Genomic DNA, 22,085 nt, shown 5'->3' on the forward strand with positions numbered 1-22,085 from the left:
TCTGAAAGGTCGATCATGCCCTCTGAAACGCAGCAGCCGGCACGTGCCGACGCAAAGAGCATCGAAACTTGGATGGCAAGTTACATCAGTTCTGTGATCGATGTGGCGCAAGACCCGTTTCCGGTGGATGATCGGTTTGACACTTACGGTTTGGATTCGGTCGAGATCACCATCATGTGCGGCATGATGGAAGAAGAGTTCGAGATCGAAGTGAACCCAGATCAAGTGTTCGACCACCCAAGCGTCACCGCCTTTTCCCAACATCTGGCCAAGCGCTTGGACGAGCGGTCCGTCGCCGCCTGAAGAGGCGTGATGATGGTGCGGTGGGGGCGAGCCCTGTGAATGGCAGCAGTCCTTGATTCTGCCGCCGCTGCGGTTGCCTGTCATCCGGACATCAGGTGCCCGGGCATTGCCGGAGCCTCTGGCGGGGGTATAATTGGGCAAAAATTATACGAAAGTTGCGGATTAATTCTGACTTGCCCTCAAATCGGCACGTTTAGGCATTATGTTGATGCCAGAGGCAGCAAGAGGAGTGGCGCGATGAACGCCAATCAGATGATCAACATGGTGGTGCGGATGATCCTGCAACGGGTGACGCGCAGTGGCATGAATGCGGTGAGCAAACGCATGAGCGGCGGCGATGACGCGGCGGCCCGCAAGACCGTGCAGCGGGGGCGGCAGGCGATGAAGATCGGTCGCAAGATGGGGCGCTTCTGAGGCGTTACGCCTTGAAATGCTTGGACAGTTTCAATCCTTGGCCTTGGTAGTTCGAGGCAATGCCCGCGCCATACAAATGGTCGGGCACCTGATCCATGTTTTCATAGACCAGCCGCCCGACGATCTGGCCATGTTCCAGAACAAAGGGGGCCTCGTGGCAGCGGACCTCAAGCACGCCGCGTGATCCGGTGCCGCCAGCGGCGGCATGGCCAAAGCCTGGATCAAAAAAGCCTGCGTAATGCACCCGGAATTCGCCCACCATGGCCACGTAAGGGGCCATTTCGGCGGCGCATTCGGGCGGGATATGCACGGCTTCTCGACTGACAAGGATATAGAACGCGCCGGGATCAAGGATGATCTGGCCGTTCTCGGAATGCACCTCTTCCCAATAGGCGGCGGGATCGTAGTGGCCGATGCGGTCAAGGTCGATCACGCCGGTATGCGGCTTGGCGCGGTAGCCCACCAGCGTGCCCGAGACAGGGCGCAGATCGACGGAAAAGCCAAGCCCGTCGTCGATCATCGCGGTGCCATCCACCAGCGGCGTTTGTGCGTGGAGTGCGCGCAGGGCATCATCCGAAAGCACCGCCTGACCGGCGCGAAAGCGGATTTGATTGAGGCGCATGCCGGGGCGGACCAGAACGGAAAAGGAGCGTGGGCAAATCTCGGCATAGAGAGGGCCAGCATAGCCGGGCGTCACGCGGTCAAATTCCACACCACCATCCGTGATCAAGCGCGTCAGCAGATCGAGTCGCCCGGTCGAAGATTTGGCGTTGGCCACAGCCTGCACGCCCATGGGCAGGGCAAGCGATTCCATCAGCGGCACGACATAGACGCAGCCTTTTTCCAGCACGGCCCCGGCCTTGAGGTCGATGCGGTGCATCTCGAACTCTGCGAGACGGTCCGTGACCGTGCGCCCGGCCCCGGTCAGAAAAGAGGCGCGCACGCGGTAGGCCACCTGACCCAAGCGGAGATCGAGGCTGGCGGGCTGGACCTGTTCGGGCAGGATCGCGGGCGTGCCCGACAGGGTGCCCGTTTCGATCATGGCGCGGATTTGTTGGCTGGAAAGAACCCCGGTCATCTCTGCCCCCCTCTCGTTGCGCCCCGCGATTTGGTCAGGGTGCCCGAGGGGCCGAGGCGGGCAGGATCGTCGGTAATTATGGTCGGGCTAGCAGGACTTGAACCTGCGACCTTCCGTCCCCCAGACGGACGCGCTACCAGGCTGCGCTATAGCCCGACGATGGGCCGTTCATAGCGATTTTGACCGCAGGGGCAAGAGGTAAATCCCGAAATCGGGCAGGGATTTAGCGGTCTTTTGTGCCAGAGGCTGCATGGGTCTGGAGGGCCGCGACCAGCGGGGCCAGACGTGCGGCCAATTGCGGCGATACGGGACGGGGCAGGGCGCTGAGGGCCGTGAGCAAACCCGGAGCGGCAGCCACATCATCAGACGGATCGGCGGGCAGATCAGAGGACGCGCGTGGATGCGGCGCGGTTTGCGTAGGGGACGCGTCCGGTTCCAAGGGCGGAGTTTCATCCTCTGCGCCCGCTGCGGTGTCGCCCTCGGGTTCGGGTTCCGGCGCTGTGTGAAAAGAGGGGGCTGTTTCGGACAGTTCTGGCGCGGCGGATGCCGCCTCGTGAGGCGTCTGGTCTGCTATTGGCGGTAAGGCAGGCGCGTCCAAGTCTTCTTTGGGCGCCGGTGCCTTGGTCTGCGGCGAAAGCGGGGCCTCTGCGTCTGCCGCATACGCGCCGTCCTCCAGTGCCTCAGGCTCTACTGCGACCTCAGCCGTGTCCTCTGGGTCAGCGGCGGGGTCATCGGCCCCGTCGGGGCGGGTAAAGGCCAGCACATCGGCGGGGCGGGCGGGAACAGAGGGCACATCAAGCGCAATGCCGCTGAGCGCGCCTTGGGCCTCTTCATCCAAGGGCGGCGACATATCGGACACTTGTTGGATGCCATTCTCGCGCAGGTATTTCTGCGCGCCCTTGATGGTCATGCCTTGATCGTGCAGCAAAACCTTGATGCCCCCAAGCAAGGCCATATCCGCGGGGCGATAGTATCGGCGCCCACCTGCGCGTTTGACCGGCTTGATCTGCGTGAACTTGCTCTCCCAAAAGCGCAGAACATGCGCCGGGACTTCAAGCCAATCCGCGACTTCGCTGATGGTTCGAAAGGCGTCGGCGGCTTTGCCCATGGGCGGCGATATCCTTAGCTTTTGGTGCCGTCGGCGACGCGGTCTTTCATGAGGTGAGAGGGCCTAAAGGTCAGCACACGGCGCGGGTTGATCGGCACTTCTTCGCCAGTCTTGGGGTTGCGGCCCACGCGCGCTGTCTTGTCACGCACCGAGAAGGTGCCGAAAGACGAAATTTTAACCTGCTCGCCGCGCACCAGCGCGTCGGACATATGGCCCAGAACGCTTTCGACCAGTTGGGCCGCATCATTGCGCGATAGCCCCACCTCGCGAAAGATGGCCTCGCTCAAATCCATCCGTGTCAATGTCTTGTCAGTCATCACATCCCCGCGATTTTTTTCGGTTACTTTGCGGCGAAGAATTTTACGAGTCAATCTCAACCACTTAGCGGTAGCCGTTCACCCGCGTGTTTTCGCCCATTTTCCGACGTTTTACCAGCGCAGGGCCACCGCGCCCCACGCCAGACCGCCGCCAATCGCCTCGGCAAGGAGGAGATCGCCGCGTTTGATCTTGCCCGAGGCCACGCCAACCGAGAGCGCGAGGGGGATGGAGGCGGCGGAGGTATTGCCATGATCCTGCACGGTGACGATCACCCGCTCCATCGGCAGGCCCAGTTTTTTGGCCGTGCCCTGGATGATGCGGATATTGGCCTGATGCGGGACGATCCAATCCACGTCTGAACCGCTGAGGCCGATTTTTGCCAGGGCTGTTTCGGCTGTTGAGGCCAGTTTTTCCACCGCTTGACGAAAGAGCGGGTTCCCTTGCATGCGCAATTTGCCCGCCTCGCCGGTGGTGGACACGCCGCCATCGACATAGAGCATGTCGCGGTAGCGCCCGTCGGAATTCAGATCGGCAGAGAGGATGCCGCGATCCTCGGATGTACCAGCCCCCTCTTCGAGGCCCAGCACCAAAGCCCCTGCGCCATCGCCGAACAGCACGCAGGTGGAGCGGTCTGTCCAGTCCATGATGCGGCTGAAGGTTTCTGCGCCGATCACCAGCACGCGCTGCGCCTGACCCGAGAGGAGGAGGGCGTTGGCGGTGGTGAGCGCGTAGATAAAGCCTGCGCAGACGGCCTGCACGTCAAAGCCGAAGCCGCGGGTCATGCCCAATTCGCTTTGCACCATGGTTGCGACCGAGGGAAAGGTCAGATCCGGGGTAGAGGTGGCCACGACGATACCGTCGATGTCATCGGGCGTGAGGCCCGCATGTTCGAGCGCGGCGCGGGCGGCGCGCACGGCAAGATCCGAGGTGGGTTGATCCTTGGCCGCGAAATGGCGGCGTTCTATGCCAGAGCGCGTGCGAATCCACTCATCCGACGTGTCGAGGGTTGCTTCGAATTCCGCGTTGGGAACGATACGTTCAGGCAGATAATGTCCGATGCCTTGGACGACGGCGCGCAGTGTCATTCAGATTCGGCCTCTGGTTGGGGCTCTGGGTGGGCATCCTGATCGAGCAGGGCGGCGGAGGCAACCCGCGCCGCCAGCCGTTCAGAAAAGCCGGATTGGGCCAGCTCGAACGCCAGCTTGATCGCCGAGGAGACGCCCATGGAATCGGCGGCACCATGCGATTTGACCACGGTGCCGTTCAGCCCGAGGAAGACCCCGCCATTGGCGCGGCGCGGGTCGATCCGCTTTTTCAGGCGCGCAAGCGAGGTATAGGCCAGCACCGAGGCCAGCCGCGAGAGAAAGGAATAGGCAAAGGCCTCGCGCAGCAAGTCGGCGATCAGTTTGGCGATGCCTTCGCCGGTCTTCAGAGCGACGTTGCCGGTAAAGCCGTCGGTGACGATCACATCGCATTTGGTGCCGGGCAGGTCGCGGCCTTCGACGAAGCCCACGAAATCGAAATCCGCAATCCGGGCATTGGCGGCGATAAGATCATAGGCCTCTTTCAACTCGGCGCGGCCCTTGTGCTCTTCGGTGCCGACATTGAGCAAGCCGATGCGCGGGCGCTCGAGCCCAAAGCCGTTGCGGGCATAAGACGCACCCATCAGGGCGTATTGCATGAGGTCCTTGGCATCGGCGCGGATATCCGCGCCACCGTCGAGCATGATGTTATGCTTTTGCGGATTTTTCGAGGGCCACATCACGGCAATGGCCGGGCGGTAGATGCCCGGCAGTTTGCGCAGGCGCAGCACAGACATGAGCATGAGCGCGCCGGTATTGCCGCAAGACACACATACGGTTGCCTCGCCCATGCGCACCGATTCGAGCGCGGACCACATAGAGGTGTCACGCCCGTGGCGCACCACATGCGACGGCTTGTCGTTCATGGTGACGACTTCGGGGGCGTGCCGGATTTCGCACCGTTCGGCCAAGCCGCGACGCTTGGCTATCAGACGCTCAAGCTCTTCTTTCGGGCCGTGAACGATAAAGCCGATATCGGGGTTTTTGGACGCAGAATAGGCAATGCCGGCAACAACCGTTGCCGGCCCCTGATCCCCGCCCATGGCGTCAATCGAGATGATGGTGCGTCCTGCACCCGCCTTGGAATGGTCCCTGCGAGCGGTCATGCAGCAAATCGCCTATTGCGGGTTCAGGCCGCGTCGTCTTCCAGGTCGATTTCTTCCACCAATGCCACGACCTCACGGTCGGCATAGTGTCCACACGCCGAGCACACATGATGCGGGCGCTTCAGTTCGCCGCAGTTGGTGCACTCGTTCGGGTTGCCTGCAACCAGCGCGTCATGGGCGCGGCGATTGTTGCGGCGCGATTTCGATACTTTGTTCTGTTGGACGGCCATGTCGCAACCTCAATTCCTGTGGGCCGATCTGGCCCTGTTTCACGGGTGTTCGCGGCTCTTAGTATGTTACGAGCCGCCGGTTCAACCCCAAATTCCGGTGAGAGCGGGAAAATACAGAGATTTAATGCCGGGGCAAGCGATTCTTGGCGTGCGGCGGGATCATTCCGTGTCGGGCTTGCCCAGCTTGTCGCGCAGGCCCGAAAGGGCGGCGAATGGTTTGGTTTCCTCATCCTGCATCGGGGTCACGCCCTCTTCGGCCACGGTCAGTTGGCCGAGTTCGGCCCCATCCTTGCGGGGATAGGGGGGCAGGGCGAGGCTCAGCGCCTCGATCATCACGCGCGCAAGGTCGATTTCCGTGCCCAGCGGTTCGAGTGTGTCATCCTCGGGCATCTCGATCTCGGCGCCCGGATCCTGGGCGTCAAGCCGCGCGTCGGGGGAAAAGCGGCGCATCACCGACTCGTCGATGCGGGTCTGCACAGGTTCAAGCGTGACGACACAGGGCTGCGAGACGGTGGCACCCAGATCGGCCTGCAAGAGCCAGTCGGCGCGCCCCTCCGCCGTAAGCGTGCCGCGCAGGCGCAGCTTGCGCAGAGCCAGCACCCCAAGATCGCTTGCGATGCGGGCCATCTCTGCGGCGTCGGGGGCGATATCGAAGGTCACGGGACGGCGCGCCGAAAGGTCGGCCACGCGAATCGCTCGGGTGTTTTGCGGGTGTTGTGACATCTTTACCCTCGCTTCCTTTCTTGAACCATTGCATCACCTTGCTGTAAACGGGATAAAAGCCGAAGCAGGCCGATACAAGAGGGCAGAAATGACAGCGATCCGAAACCGAGTGATCAGCGCCTTGGCGCTGTGCTGTCTGATGGTCGTCACGGGCTGCGCTGCCACCTATCGCAATCACGGTTATGTTCCACCCGAAGAAGATCTGCAAAACCTCGTGGTGGGCGTGGATAGCCGCGCCACTGTGGATGATGTGATCGGGCCGCCATCGCTCTCGGGGGTGCTGGCGGATGGCAATTATTATTATGTGCGCAGCCGGGTGCGGGAATATGGCATGTTCCGCCCACAGGTGGTGGAGCGCCGCGTTCTGGCGATTTCCTTCAATGACAATGACACGATCGCCAATATCGAGGAATTCGGGCTTGAAGATGGTCAGGTTGTCCCACTTGCGCGGCGCGTGACCGATTCTTCGGTGGTCAGCAACGGCTTCTTGCGTCAGCTCCTGAGCAATATCGGCAATATCAACCCTGTCGAAGGGTTCGGCAACTAGGCCAGGTCATGCCGCTGTCACAGCTTGCGTGCTAGAGCGACCGGGACTAGGGTCGCTCAGCGCAGACGAGGTCGCGGCATGGCAGGGCTTGGCAATCAGCGGTATCAGGCACGGATCGGCACCACGCCCGAGGATCGGGTTGCTGCACAACGGTTGCGGGCGCGGGCCTTTCTGGGCGAGGCCGATGGGCTGGATTGCGACCGTTTCGATGACATTTGCACGCATGTTCTGATTGAAGAGACGGGCAGCGGTGCGTTGGTGTGTTGCTTTCGGATGCTGATGCTGAATGGCGGGGCCGAGATTGCGCGGAGCTATTCGGCGCAATTCTATGACTTGTCAGCGCTTGCGGAATTCGAAGGCAAAATGGCCGAGATGGGGCGGTTCTGTATCGCACCGGGGCAGCTTGACCCCGATATCTTGCGGGTGGCTTGGGCCGCTATGACGCGGTTTGTCGATGACAATGGCGTTGAGATGCTGTTTGGCTGCTCCTCCTTTCATGGCACCAAGACCGAGACCTATCTGGATGCCTTTGCCATGTTGCGTGAACGGCATCTTGCGCCGCGACGCTGGTGGCCGCAGGTCAAGGCCCCGGCCGTGTTCCGCTTTGCAGAGCGGTTGCGGCGACACAAACCCGACCTGAAGCTGGCGATGCGGCATATGCCGCCGCTCTTGCGCACCTATTTGATGATGGGCGGATGGGTCAGCGATCATGCGGTGATCGACCGGCATCTGAACACCTTGCATGTGTTCACCGGTGTCGAGATCGGGGCCATTCCGGCCACGCGCAAGCGGCTGCTGCGCGCGCTTGCCGGTTGAGGTCTCTTGACGCTGGCGAGGCGGCAGGATAGCCCGCGCCCATGGCACGCGCACCTCTTTTACAGCTCACCGACATTTCGCTTACCTTTGGGGGTGAGCCTGTGTTTCATGACCTCTCGCTAGTGGTGCAACCCGGCGACCGGGTGGCGCTTGTGGGGCGCAACGGGTCGGGAAAATCGACGCTGATGAAGGTGATGGCCGGTCTGGTCGAGCCGGATCGCGGGCTTCGGGTTGTGACGCCGGGGATCAGTGTGGGCTATATGGAACAAGAGCCCGATATGGTCGGGTTCACCACGCTCGGCGACTATGCCGCAAGCCTGTTGGACCCGGCTGAGGCCTACCGCGTGGAGATGGCGGGTGAGGGGCTGAAATTTGATCCTGCGCGCCCGGTCAGCACGGCGTCGGGGGGCGAGCGGCGGCGCGCGGCCTTGGCCAAGCTGATGGCCGAGGCCCCGGATCTGATGCTGCTCGACGAGCCGACCAACCATCTTGATATCGAGGCGATTGCCTGGTTGGAAAATGAGCTGCGCGAGACGCGCAAGGGCTTTGTTCTGATCAGCCATGACCGTGCGTTTTTGCGTGAACTGACGCGCGCAACCCTCTGGATTGACAGGGGAATGACGCGGCGACAGGAAAAAGGTTTCGAGAATTTCGAGGCTTGGCGCGACAAGGTTTGGGATGATGAGGATCAGCAGCGCCACAAGCTGGATCGCAAGATCAAGTCCGAGGCGCGGTGGGCGGTCGAAGGCATCAGTGCGCGGCGCAAGCGCAATCAGGGTCGGGTGCGCGCCTTGGCCGAATTGCGCGCCGAGCGTAGCAGCCAGATCCGGCGGCAGGGCACGGCGGCCATGGCGTTTGATTCGGGGCCAACGTCGGGCCGCAAGGTGATCGAGGCGGTCGATATTTCAAAGGCTTACGGTGATAAGCTCATCTTGCAGAAGTTCAGCATCAAGATTCTGCGTGGGGATCGCGTGGCCTTTGTCGGCCCCAATGGGGTGGGCAAGACGACATTGCTCAAGATGCTGCTCAAAGAGATCGAGCCCGACAGCGGTGCCGTGACCCATGGCACAAATCTGGTGCCGGCGGTCTTCGATCAGGCACGAGCGCAGCTTGACCCCGAGATGACCCTCTGGGAGAGCCTGACGGGGGATGCCGATATGCGCGTCTCTGGGCAGGCGGATCAGGTGCTGGTGCGCGGGCAGCCCCGGCATGTGGTGGCCTATCTCAAGGATTTCCTGTTTGACGAGCGGCAGGCGCGTGCGCCGGTCAAGTCGTTGTCCGGGGGAGAGAAGGCCCGGCTTTTGCTGGCTAAGTTGATGGCGCGCGAAAGCAATCTGTTGGTCTTGGACGAGCCGACCAACGATCTCGACATCGAGACGCTGGACCTCTTGCAAGAGTTGCTGGATGATTTCGACGGCACCGTCCTTTTGGTCAGCCATGACCGTGATTTTCTCGACCGTGTGGCAACCACGACCATCGCGATGGAGGGGGATGGCCGGGCCACCACCTATGCCGGGGGCTGGTCGGATTACCGCGCGCAGCGGGGCGCGGATGCCGCCATGGAGGCGGATAAAAAGGCAAATAAAACAGACACTAAGGCACCGGAGTTGAAGCAATCCAAGGCCGCTGTCACGCGGCTCAGCTTTACGGAAAAGCACCGATTGGAGGAGCTGCCCGCCGTGATGGCACGGCTTGCCGCCGAGATTGGCAAGCTCGAAGATCTGCTTTCGGATGCCGCGCTTTTTACCCGCGAGCCGGTCAAGTTCAAGAAAGCCACCGAGGCGCTGACCGCCCGTCAGAGCGCCCTGGCCGAGGCGGAAGAGGAATGGCTGGCCTTGGCGGAGCGCGCAGAGGGCTGAGCGTTACTGCATCCGCAGCGCGCCATCGAGGCGGATCACCTCGCCGTTGAGATAGCCGCAGTCGATGATGAAGGCGGCAAGCCGGGCATATTCTGCCGGATCACCCAGGCGTTTGGGAAATGTCACCTCAGCCGCCAGACTGTCCTGCACCTCTTGTGGCAATCCGCGCAGCATTGGCGTCGCAAAGGTGCCGGGGGCAATGGCCATAACACGGATGCCTTCGCGCGCCAGATCGCGCGCCATGGGCAGCGAGAGGCCAACAATCCCCCCCTTGGAGGCGGCATAGGCGGCCTGGCCCTTTTGCCCGTCAAAGGCGGCGATGGAGGCGGTGTTGATGATCACGCCGCGCGCGCCGTCTGCGTCGGGCGTGTTCAGCGCCATTTGCGCCGCGGCCAGCCGGGCCACGTTGAACGAGCCCACAAGGTTGATGTCGAGCGTGCGACGAAAGAGATCGAGCGGGTGGGGGCCATCGCGGCCCAGCACCTTGGCGCCGGTGGCGATGCCTGCGCAATTGATTGCGGCGGTGATCCGTCCCATGGCGGATGTGGCTGCTGCGATGGCGGCGGCGACTGATGCCTCATTTGTCACATCGGTTTTGACGAAATATGCGCCAATGTCGGCGGCGATGGCCGCGCCACGCTCTGCATCGCGGTCGAGCAGCGTCACCTGAGCGCCCATGGTGCGGAAATGCCGCGCGGTCGCCTCGCCCAACCCCGAGGCCCCACCGGTGATGATCGCGGCTGTATCCTCTATGCGCATGGTGCCCTCGTTTGTTTTAAATGAACATATGTTCAAATACTGCCTGCGACCTGTCCTGTCAAAGACTGTGTTGGGCCTCTTCTTGGTACAAATACTCGACTCCGTCGCTTACCTTTTGCGCTGTCGCAGGCGGGTGATGACCCCCAGCGTCAGCACGGTCAGCACGATGCGGTAGATATGGTGGATCGTCACGAAAGCCGGATTTGCCTGAAGGCTGAGCGCCACCAGTGCCATTTCGGTGACACCGCCGGGGGCAAGCGTGATGAGGAGCACATCGACCGCCTCGCCTGTCATCTCATGCAGCGTAACGGCCAGCACCACACCCAAGGCCAACATGGACCCGACCGCCGCCAAGGCCAGCGCCGTTCCGCGCAGCAAGAGGCCACGGCTGAGCCCGGTAAAGCGCATGCCCAGCGCTGTTCCAAGAACGATTTGTGCCATATTTACAAGCCATTGGGGGATGTCAAAGCTGAGCCAGCCGCTAAGCGACAGGGCTGCGGCAAGGGCCATCGGCCCGGTCATCTGCCCCGCTGGCAGGCGCAGCAGATGGCCCAGACCCAATCCCCCCAGCCCCGCCAGCACGATCAACGGCAGGTCGGACCAGGGCACATCCGGGCGGGCCATGGTCATGCCCGCCGAGCTGCCCACAGGGGCCCCAAGCCAGAGCGAGAGGCCAAGGGGCAGGGCCGTCACCACCACGATGATGCGCAGGAATTGCTGCATCATCAGGCGGGTCACGTCGGCACCTGCTGCCTCGCCCATTTCGATGCTTTCATAAAGCCCGCCGGGGGTGCTGGCGTAAAAGGCGGTGGTGGGGTCATAGCCGCCGAGATGCCGAAAGATCGTATAGCCCATGGTATGGGCCAGAACGACGAAAAGTGTGACAGCACCGAAGGTTAGCGCGTAGTGATGGGCCTCGGTGAAGAGGGCGGGTGTGACTTGGGCACCGATCATCAAGCCGATGATGGCGATGAACATCAGGCGCAGTTTTTGGGGAAAGCGGTAGCCAGAGGGCAAGCGTTCGGGCAGGGCGGTGGCGATCAGGGCAGAGATCGCCAACGGACCCAACAGGAAGGGCAGCGGCAGGCCAATGGCCTGGCCCACAAAGCCCGAAAGAGCAGAGCAGGTCAGCAGGAGGAGAGTGGTTGCGTGGATCGGCATGGCGCCTCTTCAAGCACCGGGCGCGGGCGGGGGCAAGGGGCGGTCAGAGGAATTTGACGAATTTCTCAAAGGGCATTTCACGCAGGCGTTGCCCCGTGGCGGCAAAGATCGCATTGGCCAGCGCGGGGGCTGCGGGGGGCACGGGTGGCTCGCCGATGCCCTTGATCTTGGGGCCGTTTTCCAGCCCGCGCACGGTGATTTCAGGGCATTGATTGAGGCGAAGAGATTGAAATGTATCGAAATTCATCTGCTCTGCTGCGCCACCGGCATAGGTGATCTGACCGTGCATCGCATGGCCCAGACCAAAGAGCACACCGCCTTTGACCAGCCCTTCGAAGTTGATGGGATCTAGGATGCGGCCCACATCGGCGGCGACGAAGACGTGGTCGAGGCGCAGGCCGTTTTCGGTGTTTGTGACCTCGACGACTTGCGCGCAGGGCACACCGAAGGAGAGGCAGAAGGCCACGCCACGCCCTTGACCGGGGGCAAGCGGGCTGCCCCAGTTCGACATCTCGCCCACCGCCTCGAGCACCTGCCGGGAAGGGGCGTGATTGCAGAGGCGCAGGCGCTCGGCCAAGGGATCGGCCCCGGCGGCGTGGATCAATTCGTCAAGCAGGCTGTCGTGAAAAAACCCGTTGGACGAGGCCCCGACCGAGCGCCAAGACGAGATTGGGGCCAATTCGGGCGCACGGTATCCGGTGACACGGTAGTGAGGAATATCAAAGGGTTGATCCCATGCTCCGGCGACGATTTGCAGGTCTGGACCTGGGGCGGGGATGCCTTGGCGGCCCATTTGCGAGGCGAGAACTGAGGGCATGGCGATGCCCAGATCATAGGCCGCGACCTGACCATTGGCGACGCGCCCGCGCCCCCGCGCCATGGCGATCTGGCGGGTGAAGTCGTGGGTCATATCCTCTTCACGGGAATAGGTGAGTTTCACGGGCCTTCCGGGCAGTTCCATGGCGATGCGGGTGGCGTGGCGCGTCACCTCGTCTTCGAGGCGGTGGCCAAAGCTGCCGCCGATCATCAGGGCGTGAACGTGGATTGCGTCAGGCGTAAGGTTTGTAAGCTTTGCTACGTTATTTTGTACAAAGCGCGGCACTTGGGTGCCGGTCCAGATATCGACCCGCTCGGGTGTGTAGAGCACGGTGGCGTTGAGCGGTTCGAGCGGGGCGTGGGCGAGGTAGGGCGCGCGGTATTCGACCTCAATATCGGGGCCCTCTGAGAGGGCGGTTTCCACATCGCCCGCGTCGCGGAATTGGCTGTCTTGGCGGTCGGGGGTGAAGCTGTCGGAGAGGGCCTGCCAATGGGCGTCCATCTCGGGCGGGATGGGGGCGGGGCCCCATTCGACCGGGATTGCGGCGACCGCCTGCATTGCCCGCCAAGTGTTGTCGGCGATGACGGCGACGCCTTGGGGCAGGGCCACGACCTTGATCACGCCGCGCATTGCGAGGGCGGGGGTGGCATCATGGCTAAGGCGTGCGCCGCCCATGGCAGGGTTGAGGCGCAACGCGGCATGGGCCATGTCTGGGAGGGTGACGTCGATGCCGTAGCTTTGCGTGCCGGTGGATTTGGCGACGATGTCGATCCGTTGCATCGGTTGGCCGATCAGGCGCCATTCGGAGGGCGCGCGCAGGGTGACATCGGTTACGGGATCGGTGTTTGCGGCCTCGGCGGCAAGGCTTTGGTAGCTGAGACCGGTGCCATCGGGCAGGATCACCGCGCCACGGTCGGTGCGTAAATCGGTTACGGAGATGTTATGCAGCCGCGCGGCGGTGGCTTTGAGCGTTTCGCGCGCGACGGCCCCGGCGTGGCGCAGTTTGTCGTAACTATCGGGCACGGTGGTGGACCCGCCGGTGATCTGCATGCCCAGAAATTTCATCGGCGCGTCGGCAAGGCCGCGCACGGTTTCGGCAAGCCAGCTATCGTCGGTGGCGCGGAACGGCACGGCATCGCCCGACAGGGCGGTGTTGTAATAGGCGGGGCTGGGGGGGCCGGGATCGGTTTTGATTTGGTCCAGATCCAGATCGAGTTCTTCGGCGATCAGGGCCGCCTGGAGGGACACCGCGCCTTGCCCCTTGTCGGCGCGGGGGGTGATGAGGGTGATCGCGTCCGAGGTGATCAGCACATAGGGGGTGAGGGCCGCCGCCCCCTCGGGCAAATCGGTCAAGAGCGGATTGGCATAGGGCGTCTTGTACCGCCAGACACCGAAGGCCACGCCACCCGCAATCGCGGCGGAGCCGATCAGGAATGTGCGGCGGGCGATGGTTTTGGCGCGCCCCATGAGTCATGCCCCCTTAAGCGTGCGCGCGGCGGTTTTGACCGCCTCGCGGATGCGCGGATAGGTGCCGCAGCGGCAGAGATTGCCGGAGAGTGCGTCGTCAATCTCGGTATCGGTGGGATCGGGGGTTTCACTCAGGAGGCTTGCGGCCTGCATGATCTGGCCGGACTGGCAATAGCCGCATTGCGCCACCTGATGCGCGATCCACGCGGCCTGCACGGGATGCGGCGCGTTGGGGGTGCCCAGCCCCTCGATCGTGGTCACAGGCCCCCAGACATCGCCCACCGCCACCTGACAAGAGCGGGTGGCCACGCCGTCGATATGGACGGTGCAGGCACCGCATTGGGCGATGCCGCAGCCATATTTCGGCCCGGTGAGGCCCAGAACATCGCGCAGCGCCCACAGGAGCGGCATTTCGGGTTCGAGATCCTCAAGAGAATGTGCGGTGCCGTTGACGGTGAGTTGCATGGGTGGCCTTTGTGACAGGGATAGGGTCAAGGATAAACTGATCGGTTCAGTTGTCCAGATGGCATGGCAATTGCTGTTTCACTCGGGCGCAAAGACCGTATAGTGAGGGGCAATGATCCAAGAGACCGGAAAACGGATGCAGGTTGTCATTCACGCAGGCGCCCATCACACTGACGAGGACAGGCTGATCAACTGCCTGTCCGCCAATCGCGAAATGCTGGCGCGTCACGGAACCAATGTTCCCGATCCGCAGCGCTATCGCCGTTTGGTACGCGATGTATTGCACCACGCGCAGGACTCGGGGCTTGCCCCGGATGCGCGTGATGTTTTGGTGGATGCGATCAGCAACGAGGGGGCTGTGGATCGGCTGGTCCTGTCCAATCCGGGGTTTTTCGGCACGCCCAAGATGGCGGTGAATGGGGGCGTATTGTACGGCGCGGCCGAACATCGGTTGAACCTGTTTCGGCAGTTGTTTCCGGATGATCATCTGGAACTGTTTATCGGGGTGGTCAATCCGGCGACGTTCCTGCCGCCTCTTCTGAAAGAGACCGACTTTGACACGGTCGAGGCGCTGTTGCGGGGCCATGATGCTGCGCATCTGCGCTGGTCCGAGTTGATCACGCGGGTGCTGCGGCATCATCCGGATATTCCAGTGACGGTGTGGTGCAACGAAGATACGCCACTGATCTGGAGCCAGGTTGTGCGGGAAATGGCGGGCATTGATCCGACGGTCGCATTTGAAGGGGAATTCAGCCTGATCGAAGAGATCATGACCCCGGCGGGGCGTGAGCGGTTTCGCGGCTATCTGGCGTCGCATCCCGGCCTGACCGAGGTGCAGAAGAGGCGGGTGGTGGCGGCCTTTCTTGACAAGTTCGCCGATGAGGCGGCGATCGAAGAAGAATTGGATGCGCCGGGCTGGACCGATGCGCTGGTGGCGAAACTGACGGAACTCTATGATGAGGACCTGTATACGATCCAACGCATGCAGGGCGTTCAAGTTATCACGCCCTGAGCACGCGATTTCTGCTTGCAGAGGTGGAAAGGCTTGGCTAATCAGGCGCGCAAGCCCCTATAGCTCAGCTGGTAGAGCAACTGATTTGTAATCAGTAGGTCCGCGGTTCGAGTCCGTGTGGGGGCACCATTTCCCAAAATGTGATCAACACGGCGGCAGGCTTAGTCCGGTCATGCGGATGTGTGGCCGGGGATGTTATCCACAGCTATTCAGAGATTCGCGGCTATCTTTGGAGAGTCGTGTTTCCAATCTGGCAACAGAGACGTTTTGTGTGGTGCATTGTTGCCGAATTTTCCGCTCTGCCTTTTTTTAAACACAGAGGCGCCCTGAAGCCCGTGTTTGCGCGGATATGTCATGGGATCCGAAACAAACACACGCTATGCGTGTGAGTCGTGCTGAAATCCGAGCGTTTTGCTTTAATTTCGCGTAATTTTTGATGAATCCCTGCCCAGAGACAGAAACAGTTGGCGTGTCTTCGGAGGGGGATTTGTGGCGATAACAAGGCCAAAATTAACCTAAGAGGCGTATTTTCGGCACGTTTGCGCCAGATTCCACTTGGGCCAGACTATTCAAAAGGATAATGTCTGGACAGCCCATCTGGGGGGTCATGTCTGTAGGTCGCGGGGGCGACCGCACAAAACCAACGCGATGTTTCGTGGAAAGCTGCCGCAATCCCCGACTCTTTAATGATCGCAGTTATTGGAAGTTTTGGGCTGTTTCGTCCCGTTGTGTAATGCCGTTGGGCATTCCTTCCCTTTGGTTCTGTGCCGGTCGCTCTTGTTCCGTTGAATCGGGATCGATGCAGGCGTTTTGAACAGGGTCGCAAGCATGTGTCGGTGAGGCACGGGAGATGGAACATGGCAATTAACAGAGTCGACGGCGACAATTCCGGAAATAGAATTGATATTGCCTACACGGGCGATCCCGAGGGGGATCGGATTGATGCAAATGATGCGCCCGACGGGTCGAACGATGACGTCGTGGACGGATTTGGCGGCGATGACACCATTCTGGCTGGTGCTGGTAACGATACGGTATTTGCCGGATCGGGAAGCGACTCGGTCGAGGGCGGCGCGGGCAATGACCTGTTGGTGGGCGATACGCCCGATGCGACGGCGGGTGCGCGGGAAGTGTTCCAGTGGAGCGAGGCGCCCGATCCCAATGGTGCCGATCCGATCGATGCGGGCGATCCAATCACAGCGTTTACGCAGAATACCGGCTCTGTCGATGTGACCTTTTCGGTGCTGACCAGCACCGTGACCGATGATACCACCTTTGCTGACAATCCGCAGAATGTGACAGGGGTTGTCACGGATGGCACTGTGGCTGATGGGGGCAGTTCGCTGTCGGCGGATCTGGCAGCGCCGGGATCGACCGATCTCAAGCTTGAATTCTCGTCCGAAGTTTCGAATGTTTCGTTCAATATCAATGACCTTGATGGCACAGAGAATGTGCAGATCTTTGCCTTTGACGCGGCGGATAACCTGATCCCCGTGACCCTTGTCGGGGGCTCGGCCGTGACGGTGCTGAGCGCGGAGCAAGCGATGGGTGCGGGGTCGGGCACCGATGACGGCCCGGCGCATAGTCTTACGGTGTCGATTGCAGGACCGGTATCGCAGCTTGTGATCCGGTATTCTGATGCCGATGGCACATCGGATGGTCTGAATGTCACGGATGTGTATTTCGGGCTGACGGGGGGCGTGGTCGATGCCGGATTGCCGGGCGACGATACGCTGGTTGGCGGCGAGGGTGACGATACGCTCTTGGGTGAGGCCGGGAACGACGTTCTGTCGGGCGGTGCCGGTGCGGACAATATCTCTGGCGGGGCTGACGAAGACTTGATCATCGGCGGCACGGCAGGCGATGTGGTGGATGGCGGTAGCACGGGCGTGGACAATGACACGCTTGATCTGCGCGGTGCGGGCCCCCTGCGCGTGGTGGATGAGACGGTTGATCCGGATGGCAATTCGACCTCTGGTCGGGTCGAATTTCTGGGCAGCGATGGGGCTGTGACCGGCGACATGACCTTTGCCGAGATCGAAAACCTGATCCGGCCCGACAATACCGTGCCGGATGCTGTCAATGACGACGGTGTCACGACAGGATTTGAAACAGAGGTTACGATTCCGGTTCTGGCCAATGATACCGATGCGGATTTCGACCCGCTGTCGGTGACAGGAGCCACGGATGGGGCCAATGGCACCACCACGGTCAATGGCGACGGCACCGTGACCTATACGCCGAACGCCGGGTTCAGCGGCACGGATACGTTTGATTACACGATTTCGGATGGCAATGGTGGCACCGATACGGCCACCGTGACAGTCACGGTGGGCATCGCCCCGCCGCCGCCGCCGCCCACCCGTGACGGGATTGTGGATGGCACTGCCGGAGACGATCTGATTGATCTGGGCTATGCAGGCGATCCGGACGGCGATTTCGTTGACAACGATGACGCGCTTTTGCCGGGGGCTGCGCCGAATGATGACAGCATCCGGGCGGGTGCCGGGGATGACGTGGTCTTTGCCGGGGTTGGCGATGATCAGGTTGACGGGGCTGACGGGGCTGATCTGATCTTTGGCGAGGATGGCTCTGATACGATTGACGGCGGCGCGGGCAATGACACCATTGATTCCGGCACCTCTACGTCGACGTTGCCTTTGCCTGATCTTGGTTTCGGCACCACGGTGCCGGCCGATCTTGATCCCGAGAATGACCGCGATCTGGTGTTTGGCGGTGATGGCGACGATGTGATCACCACCGGCGACGATGCGGATACGATTTCCGGCGGGGCCGGGGCGGATTTGATCGACGGTGGCATTGATGCTGATGTGATCGACGGCGATGACGGCAATGACACGCTGATCGGTGGCGAAGGGTCTGACACGATCAACGGCGGTGCCGGGGACGATGTGATCTTTGGCGGGCTTGAGGAAGGCTTTCCCGACTCGATCAATATTCCTGATGCGACCGATCCGGAGCCGGGCAATGGCCGGGACTTGATCGACGGCGGCGATGGCAATGACACGATCTTTGGTCAGGACGATGATGACACAATTCTCGGCGGTGCCGGGGATGATGTGATCGACGGTGGCATTGACAACGATTTCATCGTGGGCGCTGACGGCAACGACTCTTTGATTGGTGGTCAGGGGGATGACACGATCACCGGCGGTGCCGGCAATGATACGATCAGCGGTGGTTTGGGTGCGGATCGTCTTGTTGGCCTTGATGACCGCGATGTGTTCGTTGATGTTGGCGCGGGTGACACAATTGATGGTGGCACCGGCGGCGACGATTTTGACACGCTCGACCTGCGCGGTCTGGGTCGGTTCGAGATTGTCGGGCAGACAACGGACCCGGACGGCGATTCGACCTCGGGCACGGTCAACTTCCAGGATCGTGATGGGACGGTTACCGGATCTTTGGTGTTTGGCGAGATCGAGAACCTTATTCCTTGCTTTACCCCCGGCACGGCGATTGCCACGCCGCGTGGCGAAAAGCTGGTGGAAGAGTTGAAGGTTGGAGACAAGGTGATCACCCGCGACAACGGTCTGCAAGAGATCCGTTGGATCGGTCAGCGGGGGCTGAGCGGGGACGAATTGGCGCGCTCGCCGCATCTGCGCCCAATCCTGATCCGTGCTGGTTCGCTGGGGCATGGTTTGCCGGAGCGGGACATGCTTTTGAGCCCGCAGCACCGCATCCTGCTCAATTCGGATCGTGCCGCGCTTTATTTCGAAGAGCGTGAGGTGTTGGCCGCGGCCAAGCACCTGATCGGGATCGAGGGTGTGAGCCAAGTCGAGACACGCGCAGCCACCTATATCCACTTTATGTGCGATCAGCATGAGGTGGTTCTGTCGAACGGCACCTGGACCGAGAGTTTCCAACCCGGTGAGCAGGTTCTGGACGGCATGGGCGCGGCACAGCGGGACGAGATCTATGACCTCTTCCCGGAGTTGCGCGCAGTCGAGGGGATCGAAGCCTATCAGGCGGCGCGGCGCTCGCTCAAGCGGCATGAGGCGCAATTGCTGGTGCGCTGAACGGCGGGCCTGATTGTTATCAAAACGTGGACAATCCCGGTTAAGAGCCGGGATTGTTTCGTTTTTGATGGGTGGTTTGCGAGGGGCGGCTGGGGCAGGGGCGTGAGGGGTGTTTTGTGCGCAGAGGGGCGGCAAAGCACCGCATCTTGCAGCGACACGCCGAGGCACACGACCCAGATTTCTGGGCCAGAGGGCAGATCAGATTGTTAGAAGAATTTCAGCTGGATCAAGGGGATAAATGGCGGACCGAGGAGGATTCTTTTGCATTGATGGTGTCAAATAACATGATGTTTTTAAACAATTTAATGTTTTTCGGTCATGCAAATTGTCATGCAAGTTGTCATGCAGAAACTCATCAATTGTCGGTCAACGAGGGGTGTAGAGATATTTGTGGCGACTGTTTGTTGTGAGAGTGGGAAGTGGATGTGGGGCAAGGTTGCGGCTCTTGAAGTTCGGGTAGGTCTGTCAAGATCGACGGTTATTGAGGGCTGCCGAAAGCGGCAGCCGGTGAGGGCAAAATTTTGCAATTTCGCCTGACGGCGGCGTCTTCACGCCTCCGGGATGCGGGGGCTGCGCCCCCGCGGGTCCTTTTAAGATATATATGGGTGGGTGTGGGCTGAGAGTTCTGTGCTTTCGTGGAAGGGAAGGTGGCGGTGGAGGTGGCGGGATAGTGGTAGGTTTTGGGTCGGTTTAGGCAGAAATATCTTGGTGTGGGTGCGCCGTGCTATGGGCGTTAACGCCATCGAGGAGGCGATTGATTGCCTCGGCCTTGAGTGATCTGTTTTCGACGAGATGGCGCGCCAATGTCTCGAGATAATGTGCATTCTCTAGAAGGATTTTCCCTGCGCGACTTTCAGCTTGAGTGATCCGCTGCAGGACCCGGTCCCTGATGGCGGGCGTTGTGAGATGGACGGCGTCGGGGTTCTCGTGCCAGACCGGCCCCTGCAAGCCTAAGCCAAAGGTGGTTTCGATGTTGAGGGCCGCCCGCGTTGCGAGTGCGAGGTCCGAATGAGCGGGGCCGCCTGCGCCGGCGGAGATTTCACCGAGGATCAGGCGTTCGGCCGCGCGCCCTGCCATAGAGTAGGCGATCTGGGCCTCGATGTCAGATAAGCGGCTTTCACTCGTGTGCATCAGGCAGTCGATCCGACCGCCTAGGTCAGTGATCATGATACGCTTGATTTCACCGATTTGAAGCGCTCGGGCGACCACGGCATGTCCCGCTTCATGAACAGCGATCCGCCAGGTCCGGTTTCGGTTTTCATGGCGCGGATCAAGATCCATATACGTCTCAAGCATGCCAAGGGACAACATACTGCGCGCGTGTCTCGCGTCGGAACGCGCGGCACGGATCGCGGCATCGATGTCGGCAGCCGTCTTGCCAACAGCGCGGCGTGACAGGCGGCGCAGATCATGGTCTGCGATATCCTCTGACAGATGGAAACGGAGGATCTCGAGAATGGCGTCGGCATCAGGGGGAAGGACTTCGATCTTGATGTCCATCCGACCGGCGCGGAGAACTGCGGGATCGATCCTCTCGATGTGGTTGCAGGTTCCTACGACGATCACACCTTCCTGTCGGGCGATCTGGTCAAGCTCGGTAAGGAAGGTTGTGATCACTTGGGTGCGATAGTTACTGGAATGACGATCAAGTGCATCGCGTGATCCAACGGCATCGATCTCGTCGATCACCAACACGCATGGAGCCTTGCGCCGCGCTTCGGCAAAGGCCGCTCGCATCTCGCGCAGCATGTCGCCCAGATGGCCTGCGGCTTGCCATTCTCCAAAGGTTCCGGTCACGAGATTGAGTCCCGCGCTGTTTGCCATCGCGCGGGCGAGCCATGTTTTTCCTGTGCCAGGTGCGCCGTAAAGCAGGAGGGAGCGGCTGATCTCATGCCACCGGGCCTTGCCAGCTTTCCAGTCCTGAAGGTCAGTGACGATACGCCTGGCAGCGGTGAGAGCCGTGCTGTCGCCGCGCATGTCCTCAAGACGCGGTCCAGACGTATGGACGTCGTGATGGGCCATCTGTCCCAAGCGTTCGACGGCTTGATGCAATACTGGCGTGCGTAGAGCGGCGCAGATTTCGATCGTGCTGAGCGTTTGAAGGTCGGCCTCTGATGGCAAGGCGGCACGAAGGTTTCCGGCACCGGCAACTTGTTCGGCGAGATGACCATTTTCCAGGAACGTCATCATCACGTCATGAGTCGCCGGGACCAACTGACAGAGCGTGTGGGTGGTCATCAGCAAGGCCTTTGGCAGTAAGAGGCCGTCCGCCTGGAGGATGAGCAGCGGCTTAATCTTGTCCAGATTATCCCTCACCATTCGCATTACATGAGTTTTTGAGCTCATTGCGATCTCCCCGTCGGTCACGTCGGGGGCGATGATTTCCCAGTGCGAAGGAAACACATCCTTGATCGTGTTCGTGAACGTCACCAGATCCTCAACAGCGATACCGCTGATGACGGTGATGGCCCCGCAATGATACGCGGCACTCTCAGCATCCGGCGACCCAATGGTGGCCGCGAGGCGGATGACGGACAGCAACTGGCGCGCGGGAACGTAACGGGACGGAAGGTCAGCACTATCTGAAAACTTTTCGACCGGTTCGGGCCCCTCAAATTTTTGAAAAAGAATATCCAGTTCTGACGGATCGTCTTTCTCGTCCGGAAAATGGACGCCGTGGACCTTGCGCAGACGCGTGATCAGTGTGTCGGCGTAAGTCGACCAATCGGGTTTTTGTGCTGTGTTCATGGGCATAATCGCGCCCTCCATATAGAATATGT

General features: G+C 61.1%; 19 protein-coding genes and 2 tRNA genes. 8 read left to right on the plus strand and 13 right to left on the minus strand.

Annotation, left to right across the window (positions count from 1 at the left end):
• The first annotated feature begins 15 nt into the window (after window positions 1-15).
• Together GC127_RS19140 and GC127_RS22910 are read left to right on the plus strand one after the other, a co-directional pair.
• On the plus strand, window positions 16-303 hold the full coding sequence (locus GC127_RS19140; RefSeq protein ID WP_151979399.1) for an acyl carrier protein: 288 nt from the start codon (window positions 16-18) through the stop codon (window positions 301-303).
• Window positions 304-540: 237 nt separating this feature from the next.
• On the plus strand, window positions 541-717 hold the full coding sequence (locus GC127_RS22910) for a hypothetical protein (protein ID WP_008281056.1): 177 nt from the start codon (window positions 541-543) through the stop codon (window positions 715-717).
• 4 nt (window positions 718-721) lie between these two features.
• Here GC127_RS22910 and GC127_RS19145 read toward each other — a convergent pair whose 3' ends face one another.
• The 8 genes from GC127_RS19145 to GC127_RS19180 form a co-directional block, all read right to left on the minus strand.
• On the minus strand, window positions 722-1,795 hold the full coding sequence (locus GC127_RS19145) for a 2'-deoxycytidine 5'-triphosphate deaminase (RefSeq protein WP_151979400.1): 1,074 nt from the start codon (window positions 1,793-1,795) through the stop codon (window positions 722-724).
• Window positions 1,796-1,874: 79 nt separating this feature from the next.
• A tRNA-Pro gene (locus GC127_RS19150) sits at window positions 1,875-1,951 on the minus strand.
• 67 nt (window positions 1,952-2,018) lie between these two features.
• Window positions 2,019-2,903 (minus strand): MerR family transcriptional regulator, encoded by an 885-nt coding sequence (locus tag GC127_RS19155; protein ID WP_151979401.1) that lies wholly within the window; start codon window positions 2,901-2,903, stop codon window positions 2,019-2,021.
• Window positions 2,904-2,917: 14 nt separating this feature from the next.
• Window positions 2,918-3,220: an integration host factor subunit alpha gene (gene ihfA / locus GC127_RS19160; protein WP_008281053.1), complete on the minus strand. Its 303-nt coding sequence runs from the start codon at window positions 3,218-3,220 to the stop codon at window positions 2,918-2,920.
• A gap of 111 nt (window positions 3,221-3,331) precedes the next feature.
• Window positions 3,332-4,306, minus strand: a complete 975-nt coding sequence (locus GC127_RS19165) for a beta-ketoacyl-ACP synthase III (protein ID WP_008281052.1) — start codon at window positions 4,304-4,306, stop codon at window positions 3,332-3,334.
• The gene (gene plsX, locus GC127_RS19170) at window positions 4,303-5,409 is read right to left on the minus strand and encodes a phosphate acyltransferase PlsX (RefSeq protein ID WP_008281051.1); all 1,107 of its coding nucleotides are present in this window, start codon (window positions 5,407-5,409) and stop codon (window positions 4,303-4,305) included. Before plsX ends, GC127_RS19165 begins: the two co-directional genes overlap by 4 nt.
• A gap of 23 nt (window positions 5,410-5,432) precedes the next feature.
• The gene (gene rpmF / locus GC127_RS19175; protein ID WP_008281050.1) at window positions 5,433-5,639 is read right to left on the minus strand and encodes a 50S ribosomal protein L32; all 207 of its coding nucleotides are present in this window, start codon (window positions 5,637-5,639) and stop codon (window positions 5,433-5,435) included.
• 159 nt (window positions 5,640-5,798) lie between these two features.
• Window positions 5,799-6,362, minus strand: coding sequence for a DUF177 domain-containing protein (locus GC127_RS19180; RefSeq protein WP_151979402.1), 564 nt, complete (start codon window positions 6,360-6,362; stop codon window positions 5,799-5,801).
• Between the two features lie 88 nt (window positions 6,363-6,450).
• Between GC127_RS19180 and GC127_RS19185 the strand changes: the two genes are divergently transcribed.
• The 3 genes from GC127_RS19185 to GC127_RS19195 all read left to right on the plus strand — a co-directional run bounded on the left by GC127_RS19185 (window position 6,451) and on the right by GC127_RS19195 (window position 9,584).
• Window positions 6,451-6,909 carry an outer membrane protein assembly factor BamE gene (locus GC127_RS19185; RefSeq protein WP_081506209.1) on the plus strand — a complete coding sequence of 153 codons (459 nt, stop codon included), beginning with the start codon at window positions 6,451-6,453 and terminating at the stop codon, window positions 6,907-6,909.
• A 78-nt stretch (window positions 6,910-6,987) separates the two neighbouring features.
• Window positions 6,988-7,725 carry a GNAT family N-acetyltransferase gene (locus GC127_RS19190; protein WP_151979403.1) on the plus strand — a complete coding sequence of 246 codons (738 nt, stop codon included), beginning with the start codon at window positions 6,988-6,990 and terminating at the stop codon, window positions 7,723-7,725.
• 41 nt (window positions 7,726-7,766) lie between these two features.
• On the plus strand, window positions 7,767-9,584 hold the full coding sequence (locus GC127_RS19195) for an ABC-F family ATP-binding cassette domain-containing protein (RefSeq protein WP_151979404.1): 1,818 nt from the start codon (window positions 7,767-7,769) through the stop codon (window positions 9,582-9,584).
• A gap of 3 nt (window positions 9,585-9,587) precedes the next feature.
• On the opposite strand, the gene GC127_RS19200 is transcribed toward GC127_RS19195, so the two are convergent.
• The 4 genes from GC127_RS19200 to GC127_RS19215 form a co-directional block, all read right to left on the minus strand.
• Complete coding sequence (locus GC127_RS19200) at window positions 9,588-10,343, minus strand: SDR family NAD(P)-dependent oxidoreductase (RefSeq protein WP_151992566.1); 756 nt, start codon at window positions 10,341-10,343, stop codon at window positions 9,588-9,590.
• 108 nt (window positions 10,344-10,451) lie between these two features.
• Entirely contained in the window at window positions 10,452-11,504 is a 1,053-nt protein-coding gene (locus GC127_RS19205; protein WP_151979405.1) for an AbrB family transcriptional regulator, read from the minus strand.
• A gap of 43 nt (window positions 11,505-11,547) precedes the next feature.
• Window positions 11,548-13,788 carry a xanthine dehydrogenase family protein molybdopterin-binding subunit gene (locus GC127_RS19210; protein WP_151979406.1) on the minus strand — a complete coding sequence of 747 codons (2,241 nt, stop codon included), beginning with the start codon at window positions 13,786-13,788 and terminating at the stop codon, window positions 11,548-11,550.
• Window positions 13,789-13,791: 3 nt separating this feature from the next.
• Window positions 13,792-14,253 carry a (2Fe-2S)-binding protein gene (locus tag GC127_RS19215; RefSeq protein WP_151979407.1) on the minus strand — a complete coding sequence of 154 codons (462 nt, stop codon included), beginning with the start codon at window positions 14,251-14,253 and terminating at the stop codon, window positions 13,792-13,794.
• Window positions 14,254-14,365: 112 nt separating this feature from the next.
• On the opposite strand from GC127_RS19215, the gene GC127_RS19220 reads away from it, so the two are divergent.
• The 3 genes from GC127_RS19220 to GC127_RS19235 all read left to right on the plus strand — a co-directional run bounded on the left by GC127_RS19220 (window position 14,366) and on the right by GC127_RS19235 (window position 19,305).
• A complete protein-coding gene (locus tag GC127_RS19220; RefSeq protein ID WP_081506204.1) occupies window positions 14,366-15,265 on the plus strand; it encodes a hypothetical protein in 900 nt (299 codons plus the stop codon).
• A 53-nt stretch (window positions 15,266-15,318) separates the two neighbouring features.
• Window positions 15,319-15,394: transfer RNA gene (locus GC127_RS19225), tRNA-Thr, on the plus strand.
• A 728-nt stretch (window positions 15,395-16,122) separates the two neighbouring features.
• Window positions 16,123-19,305, plus strand: coding sequence for a Hint domain-containing protein (locus GC127_RS19235; protein ID WP_254700206.1), 3,183 nt, complete (start codon window positions 16,123-16,125; stop codon window positions 19,303-19,305).
• A gap of 690 nt (window positions 19,306-19,995) precedes the next feature.
• Here the strand turns inward: GC127_RS19235 and GC127_RS19240 are convergent.
• Window positions 19,996-22,059: an AAA family ATPase gene (locus GC127_RS19240; protein WP_199861290.1), complete on the minus strand. Its 2,064-nt coding sequence runs from the start codon at window positions 22,057-22,059 to the stop codon at window positions 19,996-19,998.
• Window positions 22,060-22,085 lie beyond the last annotated feature (26 nt).

The organism is Roseovarius sp. EC-HK134, assembly GCF_902498815.1.
Classification (GTDB): Bacteria; Pseudomonadota; Alphaproteobacteria; order Rhodobacterales; family Rhodobacteraceae; genus Roseovarius; species Roseovarius mucosus_A.

What these genes read in the sequence shown, in the direction of transcription:
- GC127_RS19185 (WP_081506209.1), top strand. Translation starts at nt 6,451, where the DNA reads ATGACAGCGATCCGAAACCGAGTGATCAGCGCCTTGGCGCTGTGCTGT.
- GC127_RS19190 (WP_151979403.1), top strand. Translation starts at nt 6,988, where the DNA reads ATGGCAGGGCTTGGCAATCAGCGGTATCAGGCACGGATCGGCACCACG.
- GC127_RS19235 (WP_254700206.1), top strand. Translation starts at nt 16,123, where the DNA reads ATGGCAATTAACAGAGTCGACGGCGACAATTCCGGAAATAGAATTGAT.
- GC127_RS19195 (WP_151979404.1), top strand. Translation starts at nt 7,767, where the DNA reads ATGGCACGCGCACCTCTTTTACAGCTCACCGACATTTCGCTTACCTTT.
- GC127_RS19165 (WP_008281052.1), bottom strand. Translation starts at nt 4,306, where the DNA reads ATGACACTGCGCGCCGTCGTCCAAGGCATCGGACATTATCTGCCTGAA.
- GC127_RS19205 (WP_151979405.1), bottom strand. Translation starts at nt 11,504, where the DNA reads ATGCCGATCCACGCAACCACTCTCCTCCTGCTGACCTGCTCTGCTCTT.
- GC127_RS19220 (WP_081506204.1), top strand. Translation starts at nt 14,366, where the DNA reads ATGATCCAAGAGACCGGAAAACGGATGCAGGTTGTCATTCACGCAGGC.
- GC127_RS19155 (WP_151979401.1), bottom strand. Translation starts at nt 2,903, where the DNA reads ATGGGCAAAGCCGCCGACGCCTTTCGAACCATCAGCGAAGTCGCGGAT.
- GC127_RS22910 (WP_008281056.1), top strand. Translation starts at nt 541, where the DNA reads ATGAACGCCAATCAGATGATCAACATGGTGGTGCGGATGATCCTGCAA.
- rpmF (WP_008281050.1), bottom strand. Translation starts at nt 5,639, where the DNA reads ATGGCCGTCCAACAGAACAAAGTATCGAAATCGCGCCGCAACAATCGC.
- plsX (WP_008281051.1), bottom strand. Translation starts at nt 5,409, where the DNA reads ATGACCGCTCGCAGGGACCATTCCAAGGCGGGTGCAGGACGCACCATC.
- GC127_RS19145 (WP_151979400.1), bottom strand. Translation starts at nt 1,795, where the DNA reads ATGACCGGGGTTCTTTCCAGCCAACAAATCCGCGCCATGATCGAAACG.
- GC127_RS19210 (WP_151979406.1), bottom strand. Translation starts at nt 13,788, where the DNA reads ATGGGGCGCGCCAAAACCATCGCCCGCCGCACATTCCTGATCGGCTCC.
- GC127_RS19240 (WP_199861290.1), bottom strand. Translation starts at nt 22,059, where the DNA reads ATGCCCATGAACACAGCACAAAAACCCGATTGGTCGACTTACGCCGAC.
- GC127_RS19180 (WP_151979402.1), bottom strand. Translation starts at nt 6,362, where the DNA reads ATGTCACAACACCCGCAAAACACCCGAGCGATTCGCGTGGCCGACCTT.
- GC127_RS19140 (WP_151979399.1), top strand. Translation starts at nt 16, where the DNA reads ATGCCCTCTGAAACGCAGCAGCCGGCACGTGCCGACGCAAAGAGCATC.
- GC127_RS19215 (WP_151979407.1), bottom strand. Translation starts at nt 14,253, where the DNA reads ATGCAACTCACCGTCAACGGCACCGCACATTCTCTTGAGGATCTCGAA.
- ihfA (WP_008281053.1), bottom strand. Translation starts at nt 3,220, where the DNA reads ATGACTGACAAGACATTGACACGGATGGATTTGAGCGAGGCCATCTTT.
- GC127_RS19200 (WP_151992566.1), bottom strand. Translation starts at nt 10,343, where the DNA reads ATGCGCATAGAGGATACAGCCGCGATCATCACCGGTGGGGCCTCGGGG.